At 46.4% G+C, this 23,508-nt stretch carries 23 protein-coding genes and 1 pseudogene; 10 read left to right on the top strand and 14 right to left on the bottom strand.

Features of this window, described 5'->3' with window-relative positions; translation table 11 throughout:
- Positions 1–58: 58 nt before the first annotated feature.
- Positions 59–535: a single-stranded DNA-binding protein gene (locus tag AC3FZD_RS01870; protein WP_488738502.1), complete on the top strand. Its 477-nt coding sequence runs from the start codon at positions 59–61 to the stop codon at positions 533–535.
- Between the two features lie 79 nt (positions 536–614).
- Here AC3FZD_RS01870 and lipB read toward each other — a convergent pair.
- A pseudogene (lipB, locus tag AC3FZD_RS01875) lies at positions 615–1,274 on the bottom strand (lipoyl(octanoyl) transferase LipB); the annotation flags it as partial.
- 272 nt (positions 1,275–1,546) lie between these two features.
- Between lipB and hpf the strand changes: the two are divergent.
- Complete coding sequence (gene hpf / locus AC3FZD_RS01880) at positions 1,547–2,191, top strand: ribosome hibernation-promoting factor, HPF/YfiA family (protein ID WP_488738503.1); 645 nt, start codon at positions 1,547–1,549, stop codon at positions 2,189–2,191.
- Between the two features lie 75 nt (positions 2,192–2,266).
- On the opposite strand, the gene AC3FZD_RS01885 is transcribed toward hpf, so the two are convergent.
- Both AC3FZD_RS01885 and AC3FZD_RS01890 read right to left on the bottom strand, forming a co-directional pair.
- Entirely contained in the window at positions 2,267–4,432 is a 2,166-nt protein-coding gene (locus AC3FZD_RS01885; protein ID WP_488738504.1) for a WD40 repeat domain-containing protein, read from the bottom strand.
- 176 nt (positions 4,433–4,608) lie between these two features.
- Complete coding sequence (locus AC3FZD_RS01890) at positions 4,609–5,652, bottom strand: DUF2325 domain-containing protein (RefSeq protein ID WP_488738505.1); 1,044 nt, start codon at positions 5,650–5,652, stop codon at positions 4,609–4,611.
- Positions 5,653–5,924: 272 nt separating this feature from the next.
- On the opposite strand from AC3FZD_RS01890, the gene AC3FZD_RS01895 reads away from it, so the two are divergent.
- The 3 genes from AC3FZD_RS01895 to glgA all read left to right on the top strand — a co-directional run bounded on the left by AC3FZD_RS01895 (position 5,925) and on the right by glgA (position 9,992).
- The gene (locus AC3FZD_RS01895; RefSeq protein WP_488738506.1) at positions 5,925–7,106 is read left to right on the top strand and encodes an aldo/keto reductase; all 1,182 of its coding nucleotides are present in this window, start codon (positions 5,925–5,927) and stop codon (positions 7,104–7,106) included.
- A 127-nt stretch (positions 7,107–7,233) separates the two neighbouring features.
- Positions 7,234–8,355 carry a recombinase RecA gene (gene recA / locus AC3FZD_RS01900; RefSeq protein WP_488738507.1) on the top strand — a complete coding sequence of 374 codons (1,122 nt, stop codon included), beginning with the start codon at positions 7,234–7,236 and terminating at the stop codon, positions 8,353–8,355.
- 164 nt (positions 8,356–8,519) lie between these two features.
- Entirely contained in the window at positions 8,520–9,992 is a 1,473-nt protein-coding gene (gene glgA, locus AC3FZD_RS01905) for a glycogen synthase GlgA (RefSeq protein WP_488738508.1), read from the top strand.
- Positions 9,993–10,080: 88 nt separating this feature from the next.
- On the opposite strand, the gene AC3FZD_RS01910 is transcribed toward glgA, so the two are convergent.
- The 7 genes from AC3FZD_RS01910 to AC3FZD_RS01940 form a co-directional block, all read right to left on the bottom strand.
- A complete protein-coding gene (locus AC3FZD_RS01910) occupies positions 10,081–10,302 on the bottom strand; it encodes a DUF4327 family protein (RefSeq protein ID WP_488738509.1) in 222 nt (73 codons plus the stop codon).
- A 137-nt stretch (positions 10,303–10,439) separates the two neighbouring features.
- Positions 10,440–11,375 (bottom strand): ribonuclease Z, encoded by a 936-nt coding sequence (locus AC3FZD_RS01915; protein ID WP_488738510.1) that lies wholly within the window; start codon positions 11,373–11,375, stop codon positions 10,440–10,442.
- Between the two features lie 259 nt (positions 11,376–11,634).
- Positions 11,635–12,099, bottom strand: a complete 465-nt coding sequence (locus AC3FZD_RS01920) for a DUF29 domain-containing protein (protein ID WP_488738511.1) — start codon at positions 12,097–12,099, stop codon at positions 11,635–11,637.
- 66 nt (positions 12,100–12,165) lie between these two features.
- Entirely contained in the window at positions 12,166–12,879 is a 714-nt protein-coding gene (locus AC3FZD_RS01925) for a DevA family ABC transporter ATP-binding protein (RefSeq protein ID WP_488738512.1), read from the bottom strand.
- A 303-nt stretch (positions 12,880–13,182) separates the two neighbouring features.
- Entirely contained in the window at positions 13,183–14,361 is a 1,179-nt protein-coding gene (gene devC, locus AC3FZD_RS01930) for an ABC transporter permease DevC (protein ID WP_488738513.1), read from the bottom strand.
- Positions 14,362–14,512: 151 nt separating this feature from the next.
- Positions 14,513–14,911 (bottom strand): four helix bundle protein, encoded by a 399-nt coding sequence (locus AC3FZD_RS01935; protein WP_488738514.1) that lies wholly within the window; start codon positions 14,909–14,911, stop codon positions 14,513–14,515.
- Between the two features lie 50 nt (positions 14,912–14,961).
- Entirely contained in the window at positions 14,962–16,254 is a 1,293-nt protein-coding gene (locus AC3FZD_RS01940; RefSeq protein ID WP_488738515.1) for an HlyD family secretion protein, read from the bottom strand.
- A 104-nt stretch (positions 16,255–16,358) separates the two neighbouring features.
- Between AC3FZD_RS01940 and AC3FZD_RS01945 the strand changes: the two genes are divergently transcribed.
- Positions 16,359–16,985, top strand: a complete 627-nt coding sequence (locus AC3FZD_RS01945) for a TetR/AcrR family transcriptional regulator (RefSeq protein ID WP_488738516.1) — start codon at positions 16,359–16,361, stop codon at positions 16,983–16,985.
- Here the strand turns inward: AC3FZD_RS01945 and AC3FZD_RS01950 are convergent.
- Both AC3FZD_RS01950 and AC3FZD_RS01955 read right to left on the bottom strand, forming a co-directional pair.
- Positions 16,963–17,523: a Uma2 family endonuclease gene (locus AC3FZD_RS01950; protein WP_488738517.1), complete on the bottom strand. Its 561-nt coding sequence runs from the start codon at positions 17,521–17,523 to the stop codon at positions 16,963–16,965. The genes AC3FZD_RS01945 and AC3FZD_RS01950 overlap by 23 nt on opposite strands.
- Positions 17,524–17,590: 67 nt before the next feature.
- The gene (locus tag AC3FZD_RS01955) at positions 17,591–19,252 is read right to left on the bottom strand and encodes a YcjF family protein (RefSeq protein WP_488738518.1); all 1,662 of its coding nucleotides are present in this window, start codon (positions 19,250–19,252) and stop codon (positions 17,591–17,593) included.
- A 157-nt stretch (positions 19,253–19,409) separates the two neighbouring features.
- Between AC3FZD_RS01955 and AC3FZD_RS01960 the strand changes: the two genes are divergently transcribed.
- The 3 genes from AC3FZD_RS01960 to AC3FZD_RS01970 are packed head-to-tail and all read left to right on the top strand — an operon-like array spanning position 19,410 to position 21,121.
- A complete protein-coding gene (locus tag AC3FZD_RS01960) occupies positions 19,410–19,895 on the top strand; it encodes a DUF937 domain-containing protein (protein WP_488738519.1) in 486 nt (161 codons plus the stop codon).
- Positions 19,896–19,934: 39 nt separating this feature from the next.
- On the top strand, positions 19,935–20,510 hold the full coding sequence (locus AC3FZD_RS01965; protein WP_488738520.1) for a Uma2 family endonuclease: 576 nt from the start codon (positions 19,935–19,937) through the stop codon (positions 20,508–20,510).
- A gap of 35 nt (positions 20,511–20,545) precedes the next feature.
- Positions 20,546–21,121 carry a Uma2 family endonuclease gene (locus AC3FZD_RS01970; protein WP_488738521.1) on the top strand — a complete coding sequence of 192 codons (576 nt, stop codon included), beginning with the start codon at positions 20,546–20,548 and terminating at the stop codon, positions 21,119–21,121.
- Between the two features lie 41 nt (positions 21,122–21,162).
- On the opposite strand, the gene AC3FZD_RS01975 is transcribed toward AC3FZD_RS01970, so the two are convergent.
- Positions 21,163–21,321: a hypothetical protein gene (locus AC3FZD_RS01975; RefSeq protein WP_488738522.1), complete on the bottom strand. Its 159-nt coding sequence runs from the start codon at positions 21,319–21,321 to the stop codon at positions 21,163–21,165.
- Between the two features lie 239 nt (positions 21,322–21,560).
- Positions 21,561–22,292 (bottom strand): alpha/beta hydrolase-fold protein, encoded by a 732-nt coding sequence (locus AC3FZD_RS01980; protein ID WP_488738523.1) that lies wholly within the window; start codon positions 22,290–22,292, stop codon positions 21,561–21,563.
- A 167-nt stretch (positions 22,293–22,459) separates the two neighbouring features.
- Here AC3FZD_RS01980 and fmt point away from each other — a divergent pair, with 167 nt between their 5' ends.
- The gene (fmt, locus tag AC3FZD_RS01985; protein WP_488738524.1) at positions 22,460–23,455 is read left to right on the top strand and encodes a methionyl-tRNA formyltransferase; all 996 of its coding nucleotides are present in this window, start codon (positions 22,460–22,462) and stop codon (positions 23,453–23,455) included.
- The last annotated feature ends 53 nt before the right edge of the window (positions 23,456–23,508 follow it).

A 23,508-nucleotide genomic window follows, 5' to 3' on the forward strand; every position in this document is an offset into this window, starting at 1 on the left:
CCCATAGGCACAAACATTCGCTAGAATTAGGCTGATGATGAATTTTTCTTCAAGTTAGATGAATAGTTGTATTTTAATGGCCCAAATTGTCCAAGACCCTCAACTGCGCTATACCCCCGATGAGACGGCAGTGGCGGAGATGTTAGTCCAGTTCGCAGCAACCAAGGCAGAAGATCCACCCCATACCTTGAAGGTGGTGGGATGGGGAAATTTAGCCACGGAGATTGCCGAAGGCTATCATCAAGGCGATCGGGTGATTCTTCAGGGTAGCCTGAGAATGAATACATTCGATCGCCCGGAGGGATTTAAAGAAAAACGCGCAGAGTTAGTGGTTTCCCGGATTTATAATATCTATGGCGAACCGGTTGCCACTCAACCCTTAGCAGCAGTAGCAGCAACAGCCAGCATACCCCATAATGTTACCCCCATTTCTACTCCGGCTCCAGTTGCTCCCCTTCCCCTACCGACTCCAGCACCCGTTGCGCCATCCCCTGCGGATATTCAACCTTTAGAGGACGATGAAATTCCATTTTAGGTAATGGGTAATGGGTAATAGGTAATGGGTAATTGGTAATTGGTGATCCCCCATTCCCCCATTCCCCCATTCCCCCACGCTCTACCAGGGAAACCTCAAAGACTTGGGCAAAGATCTGGAGTAAGGTTTGGCGGATATCAGCGACAGAAATACCAGGGAGAAATTGTACAAGACTTCCCACGGGGCGATCGCCGATACCACAAGGAACGATCGCCTTAAACCCTTCCAGATCCGGGTTGACATTCAGGGAGAAGCCATGCATCGTAATCCAACGACTGACTTTAATGCCAATCGCCCCCACTTTATAACCCTTAAGCCAAACCCCCGTTAAACCCGGAATGCGATCGGCTTTTAAGTCATAAACCTTAAGCGTCTCCATTAAAACCGTCTCTAATTGCCGCAGATACCAATGCAGATCCCGTTGATAGTAAGCTAAATTCAAAATCGGATAGCCCACTAGTTGACCAGGACAATGATAGGTCACTTCGCCTCCCCGTTCCACCCGATGGAGTTCTGCGGGAGGATGCTGCGGATCGAATTTGAGAAAATCTAGAGTTGCCCCCCGTCCCAAAGTATAAACCGGGGGATGTTCCAACAACAGCAGCAGATCGTCCAAATCCGGATTCTCCCGCCGTTGAGCCACCCATTCTTGTTGCCATTCCCAAGCCGCTTGATAGGGCACAACTCCCCGTTGCCAAACCTGACAACAGCGAGTCCCTCTCAAAAGCATGTTTTCCATCTCCCCATTCCCCCACTCCCCCACTCCCCCATCTCCCCATCTCCCCATCTCCCCATCCATCTCAAAAGTTGGTTAATTTTAACATAAGTTTAGAAAAACATCCGGTTAAAACATCAAGAATTGTCAAGGGATGCAACAGATTTTTAATGGTTGTGTTCAGCAGAATACAAAATGTTAGGGTAAACTTATAGCCCCAAGGGAAGGTCTCTCTTAGCAGTACACTAAGAGTTAAGACCACCCTAGGGAAATTCGTTTAATGGGAGGAAGCTTATATGAAGCTTGTTATCCAGGGAAAAAACATTGAAATAACAGATGCAATTCGTGACTATGTTAATCAAAAAGTTGAAAAGGCTGTCAGCCATTTTGAGAGTCTGACAACAGAGATTGATGTCAATCTTTCGGTAGCTCGTAATCCCCGGATAAACCCCAAGCAGACGGCTGAAGTGACGATTTATGCCAATGGAACGGTCATTCGGTCGGAGGAGAGCAGCGAAGATCTCTATGCCAGTATTGATTTAGTGGCAGATAAGATTGCTCGACGGCTGCGGAAGTATAAGGAGAAGCGCCAAAATAACAAACACAAAACCAAGGCGGAGATTGAACCCTCCGGAATTCTGGAAGAAACGGAAGGCATTAGTGATTTAATCGCTAAGGGCACTCCGGAACTGCCAGCAGATGTGGTGAGAACCAAGTATTTTGCCATGCCTCCCATGAAGGTAGAAGAAGCCCTTGAACAGTTGCAGCTTGTGGGCCATGATTTCTTTATGTTCAGAAATGCAGATACAGGAGAAATCAATGTGATCTATGAGCGCAATCATGGTGGCTATGGAGTCCTCATGCCTCGTGGCAATGGCCATACCCATGGTCGCAATGGTTCAACCGCTCAAGCGAATTCGACTGTAGGCTCTAGTGCTTAACTTTGGTTCATGTTTGCCTGATAACGGCCCGATGGCAGAAGAGACCTAATGCCTCAAATGCCATCCCGGTTGCCGTTAACCAGTTTGTTGCCAGATTTTGACGGTCATATCTTGGGAACCACTGATTAAAGTCTTCCCATCTGGACTAAAGGCAACAGCAGTTACAGGGCCTTGATGACCCACTAAGGTGTCCAGTTCTTCACCGGTTTCTAGTCTCCAGAGTTTGATCGTCTGGTCATGACTGCCGCTAACTAGCATTTGTCCATCCGGGTTAAGTCCGACCGTATAGACAATCCCTTGATGGCCGGAAAAGGTTCGCACTAACCCCCTCGTGCTACAATTCCACAGTTTAATGGTGCGATCGCCACATCCGCCCGCTAACATTTGAGCATCCGGTGTCAGAGCTACACTATAAAGGGCCATGGTCACTTCTAGAGTCATTTGGGGGGTATCGGCTCCCAATTGCCAAACTTGGATTAAACCGCGATAATCGTTCCGGCCGGCGATCGCCAAAACACTGCCATCAGTGCTAAATCCTAACGAGTCAATCTCATAATCCACATAATAATTAGTGCGGATCAGCTCTCCGTGAGCAAAATCCCAAAATCTTAGGGAACTCTTCTCTTCCAAAGGTTCCGAACCCGCGCTCACCAAAGTTTTGCCATCCGCACTAATCGCAACCACCGTTGTCCAATCCTCACATTCCAATTGTTGCAGCCGTTTACCCGTCGTTAAATTCCAAATTTCAATTTCTCCGGTAGCTGCTGCTAGAGTTTTACCATCCCGACTCAGAGCAACGGAACTGACGGATAAATCCTCGGTATCTAAAAATAGCCGCGTAATTTCATACGTGCTTAAATTTACAGAATTCATTTCCTGATAGCCCCCACTCACCAACCGACTGCCATCGAAACTGAGGGCTAAACAAGTCACAGCGCTCGATTGAGTAAGGGTTTTCACGCATTGCCAGCCCGTTTTACTTTTGACAAAAACTGGAGGAGAAACTACTGGAGATGCAGCTTGAGGAGTTGCCGATTGGCTAGGTGCAGGAGTATCCCACTCCGCCTCATCCCCCCATTCATCGTCACGACTGAGATCTGGCTCAAAATCCATCTGGGATTGAAAATCATCAAACCCCTTCTTCAGGCGACTGACCCATTTTTCCGCTCGCTCGGTAAAACTCTTGACTTCCGAAATTGGTGTTTCTCCATCAGGTTTAGGGGGTTGGGGCGCTTCCTCTAAACGGCTTTGCAACCGAACCAGTAGCTCCGTTTGTTGGTTCAATTGGTTTTGCAGTTCGGCAAGAGCCGCTTTAGTATAGGGTTCTGGGGTTGGCACTTGAGTAGGTAAACGCCCAATTTCTGCTGCCAGCTTATCGAGTTGGGTTTGCAGTTGGCTTAATTTGGGGAGAACATCACCGGAGGTTTGGGGAACGGGTAAAGATTGTAACTGTTTATTGACTTGGACAATGGAGCTGAGTAACTCCGTTGACTGGGAACCGAGCCGTTCTAGAATAGTTTCCAGGCTTTCCAGTTGGCTCGATGCGGTGTTGAGTTGACTCAGATCCAGGCGATCGATTTGCCCTTGTACGGATTCTTTCCAGATGCTTAAATTCTGCACAAATGCGTTAAAATTTTGATCCAGATGCTCTTGCAATCGGCTATATTGACCGCGCAGTTCGGCTAAATCGCTGTCTACATCTTGCTTTAGGGTTTTCACTTCCCCAGAAAGTTGAGTTAACTGGGATTCTAAAGATTGTAAGCTCTCTTCATTGGGGAGGCGATCGAGCCGTTGTAGAATCTGGGCTAAAGATTCCAGCACATAATTGGACTGATTGCGAAGCTGGGCTAACTCTTCTTCCATAATCTTAAAATCTAGGGTCTCCAAAACTGATAAACGGCTCATTAAGTTAGTTTCAACTCTACTCAGCCCTTGTTCCCACTGTCGAGGGTTGATTTCACTCCCTAGAGCAAGGACGACTGCGCGTAAAGATTCAATTTCCCCAGAAACAGTAGCTTGCAGTTGCGGCAAATCCGTTTGTCTATCTTGCTGATACTGTGCAGCCAGACGTTGACGGTTAATCAGATTCAGAAACAGAGACAAAGACATGGGAGTGGCGACAAAAACCACTTTTTCCAGAAGCACCGCAAACCCAGCCCCCACCACCGAGGCGACAATAGACACAGATTCAGCAACTTCCGTCCAATGGCGGTTGTCCACCGTTGGCTTATTATTCGACATAGCCAGATCTCCATTCCTGCATCTAGTTTAGTCCGATCCTTTTTTGTTAACAAACATTTTTATGTCCGCTTGCGGAAACAAACACATAAATCGTCAATTGGTCAAGCAAATAAAGGAAATGGGAAATAGGAAAACGCTGCAAATGCGAAGAGAACCCATTACCCATTACCCATAACTTAAGATCGAGTAGAATTATTTAACCGACGAGCTAAAAGTTTTGACTTTAAAGCAATCTCAATTCTTTCCAAAACCTTGGTCATACCGGTAGTATTAATCATTTCTGGGGTAATGTCTGAATTTTGAGCGGCTTGCATGGCTTTTTCCGTTAAAGCATGGCTGGCATAACCGGTAATAATTAAAACTAAATCAGCACTGGCAATATGACTTTCCATTTGTTGAGCCATTTGCAGGCCATCTTGAGCCGTACACCAATTTAAGTCCACTTTAGAAGCTCGCAAGCGATTTTTGACGGCGGTTGCTAGTTTATCATGACCTCCAAATACAACAACTTTTCCCTCCAAAAGCATATAGGGATTAGGTTGTTTTTCCGATACCCGATGGCGAGTTCTGGGCTGAACATTGCGAGGTAATTCAACCCTAGCTCGATTTTCCATAGCTTTATCATAGATAAAATTTAGGGTTTGTTCGTGACTTCCTCGCAAACGAGCAACCGGCCCTTCTTTGCTATATAAATTAATTTGGTGAATTAGGGCTTCAACCACTTCTTCCAATCCTTGAATGGCTTTAAGGTCTTGAATATAGGGCCGAATAGCAACGGCGGCATCGGTGGCACTATAAAAATCTTCTTGTTCGGCAATCATATCGAGTAAATCAGCTTTCAATTCTTGCCGCCAACGATAGGTTTGATCCGCTAATTGTTCATCGAGTAACCGTTCTTCATTGAGAATCAGTTGGCGATCGGCAACTTGGGCAGCTAAAATCGGGGCTTCTTCAAGTTGTTGGCGCAAATCTGCGGCTTTTTCTTCTAATTTTTGTCTGGTAACACTATCTCCTAAACTGAGATGGTCGAAGTCAGCTAGAATGTTTTCAACATCTGCTAATAAAGGTTTAAGTCGTTTTTCAATTTCCGCAACAGCCGCTTTGACTTGTTCATCCCGTTGTTGTTCTAAACGGGTCGCTTCAAGTTCAAGTTTGGCGGCTGATAATAAGTCTTGAACTGAGTTTTCTAAATGATCGAGTTCTGAGATATCCATATTCATGATGAACTGAAGATAGGTAAACGTTACTGGGTTCTACCCCGGATCTGTCCAACCTCCGCCGTGACGATCCTACAGGGACATTAGGTTGATCTTATCGTTTATTGTGGTCAGACTTGTAAGTTGCCCTTAACTCTTTATGTCTTTTGGGGATCGGTGGTAGGATGACTGGGGAGTGGGTAAAATGGAGAAATAAAGAAGTGAGCTGTGGTTCACGATGAGGGCGATCGCCCTATTTTCCCAGACCCCCCTGAATCCGATCAACCCCATCAATCATGCAGTATCGACGATTTGGCAGAACGGATCTGCTGATGCCTGTCTTCTCCTGTGGCGGAATGCGCTATCAATATAAGTGGCAGGATACACCCCGATCGCAGATTCCAGCAGAGAATCAGCAAAATCTAGAAGCGATTATTCGCCATGCCCTAGAGGTGGGAATTACCCATATCGAAACCGCTAGGGGCTATGGTACATCAGAGCTACAATTGGGTGAGATTTTACCCAAACTGCCCCGCGATCGCCTGATTGTGCAAACCAAGGTTTCTCCCAAGCCAGATCCCGGAGAGTTTCGCCAAAACCTAGAGATCTCCTTAGAAAACCTGCAACTCGAGACCATCGATCTGCTAGGCATTCACGGGATTAACACTCAAGAGATCATCGATCAAACCCTGCGTCCTGGGGGCTGTTTAGATGTGGCCCGTGAATACCAAAAACAGGGCAGAATTCGCTTTATTGGCTTCTCTACCCATGGCCCCACCGATGTCATTACCCAAGCCATTGAAACCGGTCAATTTGACTATGTAAACCTCCATTGGTACTACATTAATCAGACCAACTGGCCCGCCATTCAAGCCGCCCACAATCATGATGTGGGGGTATTTATCATTAGTCCCTCCGACAAAGGGGGACAACTCTACAAACCGCCGCAAAAATTGGTCGATCTCTGCGCTCCCCTGAGTCCCATGGTCTTTAATGACCTGTTTTGTCTCAGTCATTCCCAAGTCCATACCCTGAGCTTAGGTGCAGCCTGTCCCAGTGATTTTGAGGAGCATCTGAAGGTATTGCCCCTGTTAGATCGGGCCGATGAAGTCTTACCCCCCCTTCTGGGTCGTTTAGAGGAAGCGGCGATCGCCACTTTAGGCGAAACTTGGTACAAAACTTGGCATATTGGCCTGCCCACTCCCCAACAAACCCCCAAAAACATCAATATTCCTATTATTCTCTGGCTAAGAAATTTAGCCCTCGCCTACGATTTAGTCGAGTACGGCAGAATGCGCTATAACCTCCTGGGCAATGGCAGCCACTGGTTTCCTGGCAATCAAGCTAAGGATCTAGACTCCGTTGACTTAACTGCCTGTTTAGCCCACAGTCCCCACGCTGATCTCATTCCCGAACTGCTCCGAGAAGCTGACCAGCTCCTTGGTGGAGCAGAGGTCAAGCGCCTCTCTCAGTCATGAGCTATTAACACTTCGGCTCCGCTCAGTGACCAATTAAAAATTAAAAATTAAAAACAACCTCTAAGGTGGGAGTGAGATTGTCTACAATAAGAATCAATGATGAATTTTAAGTCAACACATTACCCCTATGGCTGGAAAAACAAGCGAAAATTCCGATAAACAGAAAGCCCTGAAAGCCGTTCTCACCCAAATAGAGCGCAGTTTTGGCAAAGGTGCAATCATGCGCCTCGGTGATGCAGGGCGCATGAAAGTCGAAACCATTCCCAGTGGAGCGCTCACCCTAGATTTAGCCCTAGGAGGAGGCTTACCCAAAGGACGAGTTATAGAAATCTATGGCCCAGAAAGTTCCGGGAAAACCACCCTCGCCCTCCATGCCATTTCTGAAGTGCAGAAAGGAGGCGGAGTCGCCGCCTTTGTGGATGCCGAACATGCCCTAGATCCGACCTACGCCTCGGTTTTGGGTGTGGATATTGAAAACTTGCTCGTCTCCCAACCGGATACCGGAGAAATGGCCCTAGAAGTGGTGGATCAGTTGGTGCGATCGGCCGCCGTTGATATTGTAGTGATAGACTCTGTAGCTGCCCTAGTGCCGCGATCGGAAATTGAAGGAGATATGGGTGATGCACCCATGGGGGCCCAAGCTCGCCTCATGAGCCAAGCCATGCGGAAAATTACTGGCAACATCGGCAAATCTGGCTGCACCGTCATTTTCCTCAACCAACTACGGCAAAAAATTGGGGTCGTCTATGGCAACCCGGAAACCACCACTGGCGGTAATGCCCTCAAGTTCTATGCTTCCGTGCGTCTGGATATTCGCCGCATCCAAACCTTGAAAAAAGGTTCAGAAGAATATGGCATTCGCGCCAAAGTAAAAGTGGCTAAAAATAAGGTGGCTCCCCCCTTCCGCATTGCCGAATTTGATATTATTTTCGGTAAAGGCATCTCCTCCATGGGCTGTCTTTTGGATATTGCCGAAGAAACCGGAGTAATTACCAAAAAAGGAGCTTGGTACAGTAAAGATGGTAATAATATTGGCCAAGGACGGGATAATACCATTCAGTACATGCAAGAAAATCCCCAGTTTACTGAAGAAGTAGAAAAGGAAGTACGCCAAAAACTGGATACGGGAGCGGTAGTTTCAGCTAATTCAGTCGCTCAAGTCAGTGAGGAGGATATGGATGGACTCACCGATAATGATGATTTGCCCGATCTCGATGTGGAGATTGAAGAGGAGGAGTTAGAACTGTAGCCCGTTAGTAAGGTGGGCAATGCCCACCCTACACCAATTACTGATTACCCCATTCCCCATTGGTTTTGGTCACCGCCTGCGGTACTCTAGATTGGGTGAGTCTATCTCAGAATTACTCTTATTTCACGTCCTCTTGACAAGATGTTACATAAGTGATCGCAAACATGAAGATTTTATTTGTTGCCGCAGAAGCAGCACCATTGGCTAAAGTGGGTGGTATGGGTGATGTCGTTGGCGCACTGCCCAAAGTCTTACGAAAAAAGGGTCATGATGTGCGGGTTTTCATGCCTTATTATGGTTTTTTGCCGGATAAAATAGATATCCCTGAAGAACCGGTTTGGAAAGGAACAGCAATGTTCCAAGATTTTGAAATTTATCAGGCTTTTTTGCCTAAATCGGATGTGCCGCTCTATTTGTTTGGACATCCTTCTTTTTCGGGTCGAAATGTTTATTTCGGAGAGGATGAAGGATGGAGGTTTACTTTATTTGCTAATGCGGCGGCGGAGTTTGCTTGGAATTATTGGCGACCGAGTATTGTCCATTGTCATGATTGGCACGCGGGAATGTTGCCCGTATGGTTGCATGAAACGCCAGATATTAATACAGTGTTTACGATTCATAATTTGGCCTATCAAGGGCCTTGGCGTTGGTATTTAGACCAGATCACTTGGTGTCCTTGGTATATGGAAGGCCATAATACCATGGCGGCTGCCGTACAGTTTGCGAATAAGGTAACGACGGTTTCTCCCACCTATGCAGAACAGATTAAAACCTCAGAATATGGGGAAAATTTAGAGGGTTTGCTCTCTTATGTGAGCGGTAAAAGTCTCGGTATTTTGAATGGTATTGATACGGAGAGTTATAATCCGGAAACAGACCGATATCTGTATCAGAATTTTAATGCAGATACGTTGGAAAAACGCCCGACTAATAAGGTTGCTTTGCAGGAAGAAATTGGCTTGGAGGTGAATAAGGGCGCGTTTTTAATTGGGATGGTAACCCGGTTGGTTGAACAGAAGGGGATCGATCTGGCGCTGCAAATTCTGGATCGGTTTATGGCGTATACGGATGCTCAGTTTGTGCTGTTGGGAACAGGCGATCGCTACTATGAAACGCAAATGTGGGAGTTGGCTTCCCGCTATCGGGGACGGGTTTCGGTGCAGTTGCTCTATAATGATGCCCTCGCTCGGCGCATTTATGCTGGATGTGATGCCTTTTTAATGCCTTCTCGGTTTGAGCCTTGTGGTATTAGCCAAATGTTAGCCATGCGCTATGGTTGTGTTCCTATTGTGCGCCGTACTGGGGGCTTAGTGGATACGGTGAGCTTCCATGATCCGGCGAAAGAGTTAGGAACAGGGTATTGCTTCGATCGCTATGAACCTCTGGATCTGTTTAGCTGTATGATTAAAGCTCTGGAAGGATTCCGATATAAGGAATATTGGAAAAAATTACAACAGCGAGGGATGCGCCAAAATTATAGTTGGGATCTTTCCGCAGATCAGTATATCAAGATCTACGAGGAAATTTTCCCGGATGCTCCCCCACCCCCTCCTCCTGCACCTAAACTAGAGGAAGAAACAGAAACAAAAACAGCAGCACCAGCACCTAAGCCTTCTACTGGGACTACGGGTTTATAGTTTTTTTGAGGATGAAGAAAGAGACTCTCTCAAGCTATTCAAGAGAGTCTCTTTTTTATGGGTTTATCTTTAGGAACAGCAAGTAAAGTTAGTCTTCTTTCCAGTCTTCTCTACCCAGTAAATCAATGATGCGATCGCGCAGTAAATATCCGTGGCGCTCTAATTCTAGTTCTACAGATTCCCATTCTCGACTGGGAATATAACGGCACAAACTGTAAATCGGTTGTAATCTCTCAACAGAACCCACATCAACTAAGTGACGGGCTTCATCTTTAATCATGCTGATTGAGTATTGCAGAGTTGGCATCATAATCTACACCTTTTATCCTATTCGGTACAGGGTTGTAATAACGCGGTTTAAGTATAAATACTTTAGTCTTTTGCTTCATCCTCCTATTGTGAGGGATATTGGCCCTTTTTTTGTGATATCTTTATTATTTTTAATGATTAAGATGCCTGACGAGTAATTTCATAGGTAAGGAAATCATGGGCCATATCGGTTTGCGGAAAAATTGCCCGTGCTTCGGCTAATAAATCCTCCAATTGTAGGGCATTACCTGGAGCATACCGGGGACTAAAATGGGTGAGCATCAGTTGCTTGACTTGGGCGGCTAGGGCGACTTGAGCGGCCATGGTGGAGGTAGAATGGAGGCGATCGTAGGCCAGTTGGGCATCCTGATGGGCAAAAGTGGATTCATGTACGAGCAAGTCGGCACTTTGGGCTAGGTCTACTGCTCCTTCACAGAAGATAGTATCGGTGCAATAAACAAAACTTCTCCCCATTTGAGTAGGGCCGCAGAGTTTCGCACCATGGATTTTGCGGCCGTCGGGTAGGGTAATCCATTCTCCTTTTTTCAGTTTGCCATAGAGGGGGCCGGGGGGAATGCCGAGGGACTGAGCGCGAGCTACATCAAAGCGTCCGGGACGGTCTTTTTCTTGTACGCGATAGCCAAAGGCAGGAACTCGGTGTTTCAAGGGGTTGCAGATGACGCGATATTCGGCATCTTCATAGATGAGACCGGGTTCTACGGTATGCACCTTAACGGGGTAGGAAAAGTGAGTTTGGGAATAACGGATGCATCCTTGCAGATATTCGTTGAGTTTGGGGGGGCCATAAATATCAATTTGTTCCATGCTTCCGGCTAATCCACAACTGGCGAGTAAACCCATTAGGCCAAAGATGTGATCGCCATGCATGTGGGTAATGAAGATGCGGCGAAGTTGGCTTACTTTGAGGTCACTGCGTTGGAATTGATGTTGAGTGCCTTCTCCGCAGTCAAAGAGCCACAGTTCAGATTTTTGGGTCAGACGAAGGGCGATCGCCGAAACATTTCGCGATCGGGTGGGGACACCGGAGCTAGTTCCAAGAAAAGTAATTTGCACGCTAGGGTATCAAGGGGGACTGCGTTCTCTATTTTAATGGAAGAGGTCTAAGGGCAGGGGGATTCAGGACAGTACATGAGGAGACTATCAGAGAAAATGAGATTACCTGGGCGCTTTACGCCAACCATGCTGGGTAATAGATGTGATGGGTGAGGAAGATCGTGTAGTTTAGGGGTTTAATTTTAATTTAGGCGATCGCCTGTTACGATCGAGCTAAGGAGCTAAAGCATTAAATGCAATAGGGAAAGAGCGAGATAAATTAATCAAAAAACCAATCGTCTTCTAAAATCTCTTCTAACGATGCAGGAGGGACTTCTGGGAAAGAAGAGATAGATGTATCCATTAAACGGGATATTACACTTTTAGCATCTTGGTAGGTTTCCAGAAAAAATTCAGGCAGGTATGCTTTGAGACTAGGACTATCGAGTAATTCATCTCGAATCTGTTGCCGAAATGTAGTGATTTCAGCTTTCCATTTATTGGCGTTATACTCTCGTTCTGATTCCCAGTAACGGAGCTTGAGTAAGTGTTCCCAAAGTCGAGTTAACAGACTTTTAACAGCTCTCCTATTCCTTTTAGCCATGCTTTCGAGTTCATCCAATAAATTTTGCCAATCCACCTGAGCAAAATTTCCAGAGCGCAGTTGTTGTAGGGTTGTTTCTAGCCAAAGTTGATAATCCCGATCGTATAGTGTCGTTAGATTAGGAAGCGTTGGTGTTGTCATAATCTGATTGAATTCGCTTTATGTAACTAGACTAATGCTAACTGCTATAAAAGCTTCTATTACCGATTAACCCGTTTCTAATATACTCGCTCGATCGCTATCTGACAAGCGTCCATCTTCCATGTGAATAATGCGATCGGCCACATCTAAAATGCGGTTATCATGGGTTACCATCAAAATGGTACAGTTTTGTTCCTGGGCTAAACTTTGCATTAACTCGACCACCGCACGGCCAGAATGGCTATCAAGGGCAGCAGTAGGTTCATCGGCAAGTACCAGGGGAGGATGACTAACCAGAGCGCGGGCGATCGCCACCCGTTGCTTTTGTCCCCCCGATAAATTATCGGGATAATAGTTTAAATGCTCCCCTAATCCTACCCGCTCTAACATCGCAGCCGATCGCTCTCGCATTTCTCGACTAGACCATTTTCCATGCACTTCTAACCCCATTTGCACATTTTGCAGCGCTGTTAAACTTTTATGCAAATTATGAGCTTGGAAAATATAGCCATGTTTGCGTCTTGCTCTCGTCAGTTTACGGGCAGAAGCGCCACAAAATTCTTCGCCCAGCACTTCCACACTACCCGACTGCACCGATCGCAATCCTCCCACTAAAGTTAATAGGGTAGTTTTTCCCGATCCAGAAGGCCCGGTCATAATGATAATCTCACCGGCATTAATATCTACCTGAATATCAAATAAAATTTGTTTTCGTAGATGACCTTTCCCAAAATAATGGTCAAGATGGTTAATGGTAATTACAGAAGATTTAGACATCATAGTAATGAGTAATGGGTAATGAGTAATGGGTAATAAGAATGGGTAATAAGAATGAGTAATGAGTAATGGGTAATGAGAATGGGTAATGAGAATGAGTAATGAGAATGAGTAATGGGTAATGAGTAATGGGTAATGAGTAATGGGTAATGGGTAATGGGTAATGGGTAATGAGTAATGGGTAATGGGTAATGGGTAATGGGTAATGAGTAATGGGTAATGAGAATGAGTAATGGGTAATGAGTAACAAGCGAGCAAGATGCTCGCACTCCTCCCCATCTCCCCATCTCCCATTCCCCCACCCCACTAAAACAAATCCGCCGGATCGGCTGCTTGTAATCTCCGGGTGGCGATCGCTCCCGATAAATTGCACATGACAATCGTTAAAATCAGGACAAACAAGGCTCTTGAAAGGGTCATATACATGGGTAAATTGGTCGCCTGACGGGTGAGACGGTACAATCCCATAGAAACCGCCAAACCAGGCAAAAAGCCCACCACGGCTAAAATCAGGGCTTCTTCAAAGACAATGCCTAATAAATAGGTTTGTTGATAACCCATAGCCTTAAATGTGGCATATTCTCCCAAGTGATCGGCCACATCTGTAGACAACACTTGATAGACAATAATTAAGCCGACAAAAAAGCCCATAACTGCCCCTATACGAAAGACAAAGCCAATGGCGGTATTTTTTGACCAATAGTCTTTTTCAAAAGCGATAAATTCCTCATGAGTTAACACCTGTACATCTTCGGGTAAACGGGTTTTCAGGAGATTAGCAACGGTTTGTAGATCGGCTCCAGGTTCCAAATAAACTAAACCCGCATTAACACCTCCCACATCCCGACGATTGGAAAAGATGCGGAGAAAATTGCGATCGCTGGTCATAATTGTCCCATCGGCTGCAAAAGATGCGCCAATTTTATACAGTCCCGCAATCTGAATCTGATGATTTTCGACCTCAGTTTGAGCGGTTTCACCCGCTAAAACCCGGTTAATAGCGTAGCTATAGTTTCCTCGTGCAGATCGGTCAAAGACGACAGTATCCGGTAATTTAATGAGAGAGTTGTATTGCTCTAAACCAGAGATCTTAAATGGGGGGCGATCGGGATTAAATCCTAACACTAAAATCTTAGTGGCTCGTCCACTTCCGGGAATTTTCCAATTAGCAATATTCACATAAAGCGGTTGAGCATCTGCCACTCCAGGCACATCCATTGCCTGATATAATCTGCGACGGGTAAAGGTACTTAAATCAATTAAATTTTTGGCCTGGGGACTAATCAGAACAATATCTGCATCTAAGGCATTATGCAGCCGGGTATTACTATTATAAAGTGCTGCCTGAAATCCCAGTTGCATGAAAATCAAGAGATCGGCAAAGGCGATGCCAGAAATAGCGATTAACAGGCGCGTTTTATCATGGCTGAGTTGGAGAAATCCGAGGGGAGTTCGGCGGACTAGGTTTTTGAGGAAACGGAACATAATTGTGGGTGGGGTAGGGGAATGGGGGAGTGGGGGGATGGGGGGATGGGGGAGTGGGGGAATGGGGGAATGGGGGAGTGGGGGAATGGGGGAATGGGGGAGTGGGGGAATGGGGGAATGGGGGAGTGGGGGAATGGGGGAATAGGGGGAGTTATTTGTTTTTTAATAACCATTTATGAGGATTGTTGATCATGGTAACAATTAAAGCCAGGATTCTGTTGTATTGACGGTAGAGTTCTCTGGCTGTATCTACATTGAGATATTGGCATTTTACTGCAAATTTTAGCCAGACTTGTGTTTCTGCGGCTTCAGCTTCAGCGTCATTTAATCGCAGGAGAAAAGATCCTTGGTAACGTCTTCTGCGCCAAGCTTCTGCCAAGTTAGCACAAACCGATCGAGAAGAACGCCTAATTTGGTCAGTTAATGAGTATTTTTCTTCCTTTGGAAATTGTTTAGAGATTTCAAAAATATTCATTGCTGCATCAAATGCCATCTGGTAAACCTCCAAATCTTCATGAGTTTTAATAAATGGTTTGCGATTTTCTTCCATAAAATCCCCCCACTCCCCCACTCCCCCACTCCCCCACTCCCCTATCCCCACTACAGTTCTATTTCAACCAAAACTTGTAAATTGCTTAATCCTGCTGCCAACTCACTCGAAGCTGGATCTAACGCAATTTCCACTTCAACCACTCTGGCATCAACATTTTGAGTGGGGTCAATTTCTAGGGCGCTTTGTTGCTTCACTTTTAAGCCGATTTTTTCAACACTTCCGGTTAGATCTTGAGGCAATGCATCGCTAGTCACTTTAACGGTTTGTCCGGGGCGAATTTTGACGACATCGCTATCGTAAACTTCGGCAATGACTCTCATTTCTTGGGTTTGTCCGAGTTCAACAATGCCTTCAGGATCGATCGCCTCGCCAGGATAGGTGTGAATTTCAATCACTCGCCCTGCTTGAGGTGCTTTGACATAGGCAAGTTCTAAGTCGGCTTGGGCTTGGCGAACGGCGGCTTGGGCGCTGCTGAGTTCGGCTTGGGCGAGTTGAATGTCTACGGGACGGACTTCGGAAACGGCTTGGAGACTGGCTTGGGATTCTTCAATTTGTTGTTCTACGGTGTTGATGGTGCGGTTGAGGTTGGCTTGCGCTTCGTTGATTTGTTCTGTGCGACTGGTGATAATGCGGTTGAGGTTGGCTTGTGCTTCTTGGAGTCGTTGTTGGGTGGTGTCAGCTTGGAGGCAGACACTATCGCGATCCTGGGCGGATACGGCTCCATCCGCATGTAGGGTTTGGTAGCGTTGGCAGTTAGTTTGAGCGTCTTTGAGTTCGGCGCTGATGCGGTTGAGGGTGGCTTGTTGGGCTTGTTTTTCGCCTTGGAGTTGGGCTTCTAAGGTGGCGATCGCCGCCCGTTGGGTACTGATTTGTCCTTCGAGTTCCGCTTGGGTGCGGCTAAACCGGGCAGATGCGGCGCTAATATCGCCGGTTTTGGCTCCCGCTTGGACTTGCGCTAGTCCGGCTTCTGCGACTTGTACTTGGGCTTTGGCTCTGTCTAGGGCGGCTTCCAGGCGATCTCGACTATCTAAAATGGCGATCGCATCACCCCTATTCACCCAGTCTCCTTCTTCTACCAGCAGTTCAGCAACTCGGCTGTTTTGGGCGGCTTCAGATGCCCAAAGTTGGATCACTTCACCCTTGGGTTCGAGCCAACCGACAGCCGTTACGGTTTTGATTTCTGGCACTTGCACCACGGGAGGCGGTTCGGGTTGGGAAAGGAGCTTTTTTTGCGAGACTAAGGCATACCCAGCGATGCTCCCAACTGCCAGAAGGGTAGTTGCGAATAGAGCCACTCTCCGCGATTTTGTCGATTCTGTTTCCATTGCAGTGCGTACCACGATCCTAACTCCTAGATTAAACGGTTTAGTTTAGCCTGAATTGATTATAAACTAAACGGAGTAGTATAATCAAGAGGAAGATCCCCAATTTAGAGCAAATTGCCATGATGTCCACCGACTCCACCCAAGCCCAACCCTTATCAGACAAAGCCGAGCAGATTCTCAACGGAGCCATGCAAGAATTTTTCACCCATGGCTACGCGGGCACAAGCATGGATCGGGTGGCAGCTACGGCGGGAGTCTCGAAAGCTACGGTATACAGTCATTTCGGGGACAAACAGGGCTTATTTACAGCCTTAGTGCAACGGTTAGCGCAACAAAAATTTGCTCGTTTATTTATCTCTCCTGAGCAACTCCCCAGCCATAACTTACGGGAAGTGCTGGAAAATATGGCCAATACCATGCTCGACAATCTAATCCACGACAGCAACTATCAAGCCTTTATCCGCCTAATGATCGCTGAGTCTGGGCGCTTTCCAGAGTTAGCCCAAACCTTCGCCCGTTACTTAGCCAAACCAGGAATCGAAACCCTGACGCGCCATTTATCGAGTTTTAAGGAGTTAGATTTACCCGATCCCGAAGCCACCGCTCGCATTTGGATCGGGGCATTGGTTCACTATATGATCGTGCAGGAGATGCTTCAGGGTAAGGAAATCATGCCCATGGAGCGCGATCGCCTAGTTGATGCCATGTTACACCTACTATCAACTAATTCAAAGTTAAATGACTGAAAATGGTTTGCCCAGAACTCTGGAAATCGGGCAAAATCTCTAGACAGGGAAGCACCGTATCCCCTTGATAAATGCGGGGTTGTTGTTTTTGGGAAAAAGACATCACTAACCGCTCTTGAGGATCGATTAACCAACCCAGTTCTGTGCCCTGATCTAAACAAAAGAGAATTTTGTCAATTACCCTTGTGGACGGTTGTTCTGGCGAGAGAATTTCAATCGTCCAATCCGGCGCTAAGGTAAACAAATCTTCAATTTCCCCTTGAGGATTTAAGGGAATTCTTGACCAAGCAAAGACACTAATATCGGGAACCAGGGAACGTCCAGCAAACGTACAGCGTAATTCGGTAAAGGCGCGGGCAATTTTTCCGGGCGTGCTTGCTTGATTAATGGCACTAACTAAACTGGTTTGAATCGCACTGTGTCTTCCTTTTGGCATCGGTTTGGCGTAAATTTGTCCATCAATATATTCACTGCTCGGTTGAGTTTCAGGCAGTTGTAGAAATTCTTCTAAAGAAAGTTGGGTTGGAGTAATGATCATGAGATTATCGAATATTATAGGTTCTATGTTGAGAGGCGATCGCCACTATTTCCCGTTTATAGAGATTTTACCAATCCTGTTCTGATACTGAGTCTTCAGCCCAATCATCACCTTCACGGAAATGAGGAGGGAGGGGTTCGGGAACTTGAAGGCTAGAGATGGGGGGAGTCCAAGGGGAGGGTAAGCCAGTATAATCATTATCTTCAGGCTGTTCAGATTCGTTTTGTGCCAGAGGATGAACCACGCGCTCGATCGCATCTTGAATGAAGGCTTTGACAAATTCATCCCGTTTGTTGAGTTTGAATTGACGCTGGACAACTTCCGTAATTCCTCCGTCTCCCCAATCCTGATCCTGGCGGAAATATTCGATAAAGCTTTTCCCGGCAATGCGCGTTAAATAGGCGGCGGTGACTCCTTGAATGGCTTTACCGATGATGAAAGTGGCGACATTAAGTTGTAGAGCGGTGGTGACTAATTTTAACGCTCCTTCCACGATGCCCAAACTGGTTAGGGTTTTGGCTAATGAGAGGGCTAATTCTCGCCCCCGTTCCATGTTTAATTCGCAGCCATAGATGCGCCCCAATTCGATCACCATTTGGGCGTTGACTGCTGCTGTGGCGAGGAGATCGATGACGGGTAGGGGGGTAACGGCGATCGCCCCTGCGCCGATCCATTGGAACTGTTCCACCGTCCGATCGGCTTGGCGCTTGCGTTGGGTATCCAAAATCCGCCGCGCATCGTCCCCTAGGGCGCTGGCTTGCATCAAAATGTTATCGGCGACCAAATCTTCGCCTTCAGCTCTGAGAACGGCAGCTAGGCGGCGGATTAGGGGTAAAATAATGGGGTCTGGAACGACTAAATCGCCGGAGGGCAAGACGACGGCTTGGGGATTGGCGGCGATCGCCAACACATCACCACTGCTCATCAGTCCCTGTACCCGGTATCGCAACTGAGTTAAAATCCGCTCCCGGTCTTCGTCCGTATACAAATCGGTCTTATTAAACACCAACAAAGAGCGCTTGCCAATTTGGGCTAAGGCTTGCAGGGGTTCATATTCGGACTGCCGTAGATCGTTATCGACCACAAATAGCAGTAAATCGGCTTGAGTTGCCAAGTGGCGAGCCATTTGCCCGCGATCGCTCCCCGCTTCCCCTATTTCCAGAATGCCGGGGGTATCAGTAATGAGGATTTCCCGATTTAAGCCTCTTAAGGGTAAATGATAAGTTTGCCCCTCCTGAGTCGTGCCGATGGTAGGTTCCACTTGACCCACCATTTGCCCCAACAAGCCATTAATCACCGAAGTTTTACCGGCTGAACCTGTACCAAAGACAACGACGCGCACATTGCGACCATGCAGACTCGATTCAATTTGCCGCGATCGCTCTAGCAGAGCTTCTCGCGCCACCCGATCCTGAATCTTATCCATCTGCTGCCTTACCGCCTTCAGGGTTTCGGCTGCCGCTTCCTTTTTCTCCGTAGGAACCTTCACCACCCTTTGGCTGCGGCTTTTCCCTGTTGTTCCCCCTCGGAACATCCAGGCATAATAGACAACACCCGCCAACAATACCCCCAAAAGGGCAACAATTAAAAGTAAAACCACCGTTCCCAAGAGCGGGGACGTATAGGAAATTTGCAGGTAAAACCAGCGCAGGGCATCAATGAACCACAGCATCAGCCCTAAGACCAGTGTAATACCGACAATCAGAATCAGGAGGCGAGGCAGGGGCATGGAGGGAATGGGGGAATGGGGGAATGGGGGAATGGGGGAACCATTTGCCCCTTGTTAAGCAGAATAGGATTTAGAACTTAAAACATGGTATTCCTTCCCTGTTCCTTGGTAGGGTAGGGGAGTACATCTAGGGTAACAAGTTTAGGAGGAAAGGATTATGGGATGGTTGAATCAGATTGTTGGTGCAGTTAGCGAGCAGGGCGGTTTGGGGCAGCTCGGCGCACTGGTGAATACAGTGCAGCAATTATCCAATGATACGGGAGCAGATGAAGGGCAAATGCGATCGCTGCTTTCTGTCGTTGCCAAATTTTCCCAGTCAGCTTTGCAAGAACAAGGGCCAGATCAAGCCCAGAATCTCGTCAACCAGTATAGCGGACTAGCGGCCAATCCCCAAGCAGTACAAGCCCTTTTTAGTTTGCCCCAACTGCAAAGTTTAATTCAGGTAGCCGCCGACAAAACCGGTTTACCAGCTAGTACCATTGAATCTGTCTTACCCACGGCTGTACCCTTAGTGCTAAAAGTTGTGGAAATGGGAGCCAATCAAGCAGAAAAAAATCCGGTTTTGAGCCGCTTACTCGATGCCGATGGGGATGGAGATATTGATATTGCCGATTTAATGCAGTTGGCAAGCCGGTATTTGTAGAATTAATAGTGATGGCTTCCTCATCCTGGAGATCGAACCATGACAGCATTGATTTTGTACAATCCAGAAACTGCCTCTATTACCGATGAACAATTTTATCAACTTTGTGCGGCTAATCGTGACTTGCGACTAGAGCGAACAGCTAAAGGAGATTTAATCATTATGCCACCTACTGGAGGAGAAACGGGAAAGCGTAACTCAGAGATTAATCTAGATTTAGCTTTATGGAATCGACAAACTCAATTAGGAGTTGTCTTTGATTCTTCCACCTGCTTTAAGCTTCCTAAAGGAGCTAATTTTTCCCCCGATGCCTCTTGGATACCCTTAGCCAAATGGGAAGTATTGAGTGCAGAACAGCAAGAGAAATTCCCACCCATCTGTCCTGATTTTATCATCGAGCTGCGCTCTGCCAGCGACTCCTTAAAACCCCTCCAAGAAAAAATGCAGGAATATATAGATAATGGCACTCGGTTAGGTTGGCTCATTAACCCCCAAAATCGTCAAGTTGAAATTTATCGTCAGGGACAAGAGAAACAAACTTTAAATAATCCTACCAGCTTATCGGGAGAAGCGGTTTTACCGGGATTTGTCTTAAATCTTGCCTTGATTTGGTAAACCCCTATCTTTGAGGATCAAAAGGAGATTGAACCATGACAGCATTGATTTTGCACAATCCAGAAACTGCCTCTATTACCGATGAACAATTTTATCAACTTTGTGCGGCTAATCGTGACTTGCGACTAGAGCGAACGGCTAAAGGAGATTTAATCATTATGCCACCTACTGGAGGAACAACGGGCAACCGCAATTTAAAAATTGCTCAACAACTAGCAAATTGGGCGGATATTGACGGCACTGGAATAGGGTTTGATTCTTCCACCTGCTTTAAGCTTCCTAAAGGAGCTAATTTTTCCCCCGATGCCTCTTGGATACCCTTAGCCAAATGGGAAGCATTGAGTGCAGAACAGCAAGAGAAATTCCCACCCATCTGTCCTGATTTTATCATCGAGCTGCGCTCTGCCAGCGACTCCTTAAAACCTCTCCAAGAAAAAATGCAGGAATATATAGATAATGGCACTCGGTTAGGTTGGCTCATTAACCCCCAAAATCGTCAAGTTGAAATTTATCGTCAGGGACAAGAGAAACAAACTTTAGATAATCCTGCCAGCTTATCGGGAGAAGAGGTTTTACCGGGATTTGTCTTAAATCTTGCCTTGATTTGGTAATATCAATCATCAATAATTCCCAATTCTTGTAGGGGGTAGGTTTAACCCTCTAAAATAGCTATTAACTCTACAGGAGAAATAATTTTCATATCAGCATCAGAAAAATCGTCAAGATTACGAGTAACAATCATGTTTACATTCTGCTCTAATGCACAAACCAACTGAATGGCATCTTCAAAATCTTTATAATTCAGCGTCATTGCTCTACTTATACTTTTCTAGCAAATGGTATTCTCGGATGGTGTTCCTGCCATGGGTATCTCCTATTTATTCAGATAATCCTTAGATAGTTGCTAAAGCCACATCTAATTGTTCTAAATATTGACCATCTATAGCAAACCTAAATGAGTTATGTAACGATCGCCTCTATGGATTCCAGCGCACCCGCAGGGAAACCAGAAACCCAGTTTTTCGGTATCTTCTGGTTCCTGTTTGTGGGTTAGGCAAAAGCGGCTAGTTGTGCCTGCCAAATTGACCAGTCATGGCCGCCATTCCAAATTTCTAGATGATGGGGGATGCCATTGCGATTAAAAATATCGCACAAGCGCAGATAATCGGAGAGACAGTGATCGTGTTGAGCGGTGAGCAGTTTCAGGTCAGTATTGGCTCCTCCTAATTCTAACCAGCGATCGCGGGTCATATTAGCCATATATGCAACTGGATTAATAAAATGTAACTCCTTCGTTGTCTCCTCCACAGCCAACTGGGCAATCCCCGGCAGCGTCGTTAAATCATAGGTTCCCGACATAGAAATACAGCGACGGACAATATTCGGATAGCGCAGAGCCAAATTTAACGCATGGGTTGCCCCCAAAGAACAGCCTGCCGCCACTAAAAAATCATTTTGGGCCTCATCACAAGCATAGGGAATAAATTCCTTATACCAATGGCGCTCCAACAATAACCAGCGCTGACGGCGTTCCTGAATCGTCAATCCTGGAGCTAACAGGGTTTCCCAGTCCAAGGTATCCAAACAAAACACCTGAGTCCAGCCCATATCCAAATGTCGCCCCAGAGCAGCAATCAAACCCCGGTCTTCGGGATCAAAAAAACGTCCATTGCTGGAGGGAAACAACAGCATGGGGTAGCCAGAATCCCCAAAATGTAAAACCTCCATTTCCCGTTGTAGAATCTGGGAATAGAACCGGAAATACCGACGACAATAAGCCATAGAGTTTAAACTGAAAGCGTGAGTCAGAATTGAGCGATCGAGGATGGATACAAAATTGAAAGTCTAGAACACGGGTTTTGAACGAGATCCTCCGGTAACTTAAAACAATAGAGTAACAGATGTCCAATCCTTAACCGTTTCTCAAACATCATACAGAACCGTAACCCATGAAAGTAATTTTCTTTGGTACACCTGCTTTTGCTGTCCCCACCCTAGAGCGATTATTATCCAATCCTCAATTCCAAGTGCTGGGTGTGGTTACACAACCCGATAAACGCCGGGGTCGAGGGGGTAAAGCCATCCCCTCTGCCGTAAAAACCGTTGCTCTGAGGGAGAATTTACCCCTGTGGCAACCGGAACGGATTAAGAAAGACTCCTTTACTTTACAGGAATTAGAGCAAATGCAGGCTGATGTGTTTGTGGTGGTTGCCTATGGTCAAATTCTGTCCTCCAAGATTCTGAAGATGCCGAGACTCGGTTGCGTCAATGTCCATGGTTCAATTTTACCCCAATATCGGGGAGCCGCTCCCATTCAGTGGTGTTTGTATCATGGGGAGAAGGAAACGGGCATTACTACTATGCTCATGGATAGGGGAATGGATACGGGAGATATGCTGCTCAAGTCGGTCACTCCGATTAGTTTATGGGATAATGCCCACACTTTAGCGGAGCGGTTAGCCCCCATGGGTGCAGATTTATTAATCGATACCTTATTAAAACTCGATCGAGAGCAAGTAACCCCCATTCCCCAGAATAATGATTTAGCCACTTATGCCTCTTTGATTGATAAACCCGATTATCCCTTGAATTGGCAGCGCAGCGCCCTAGAATTACATAATCAAGTACGGGGATTTTTTCCCTCTTGTGTGACTCAATTTCGGAATGGAGTTTTGAAGGTGATGGAAACGGCTCCATTGTTGATGAATGAGGGTTTAGAATTACCTGAAGAGTTGATTAAGGTGGAGCAAATTTTGCAAAATATGGCCTTAGATGAGGCTCAAGGGGGAGAAGTGGTTTTGCTGGCTAAAGGATTGGGGCCGGTGGTGAAAACAGGCAATGGTTTTTTAGTTTTGTGTCAAGTGCAATTAGCGGGAAAACGGGCCCAATTGGGGGGTGATTTTATGAATGGTTCTCGCTTGGAAGTGGGAGAGGTTTTGAGTTAAAGTTAAGTTGAGTAGGGTGGAGCAATGCCTACCCTACCGCTAGATTTGAGATA

This window comes from Roseofilum sp. KMC-1 (assembly GCF_057802075.1).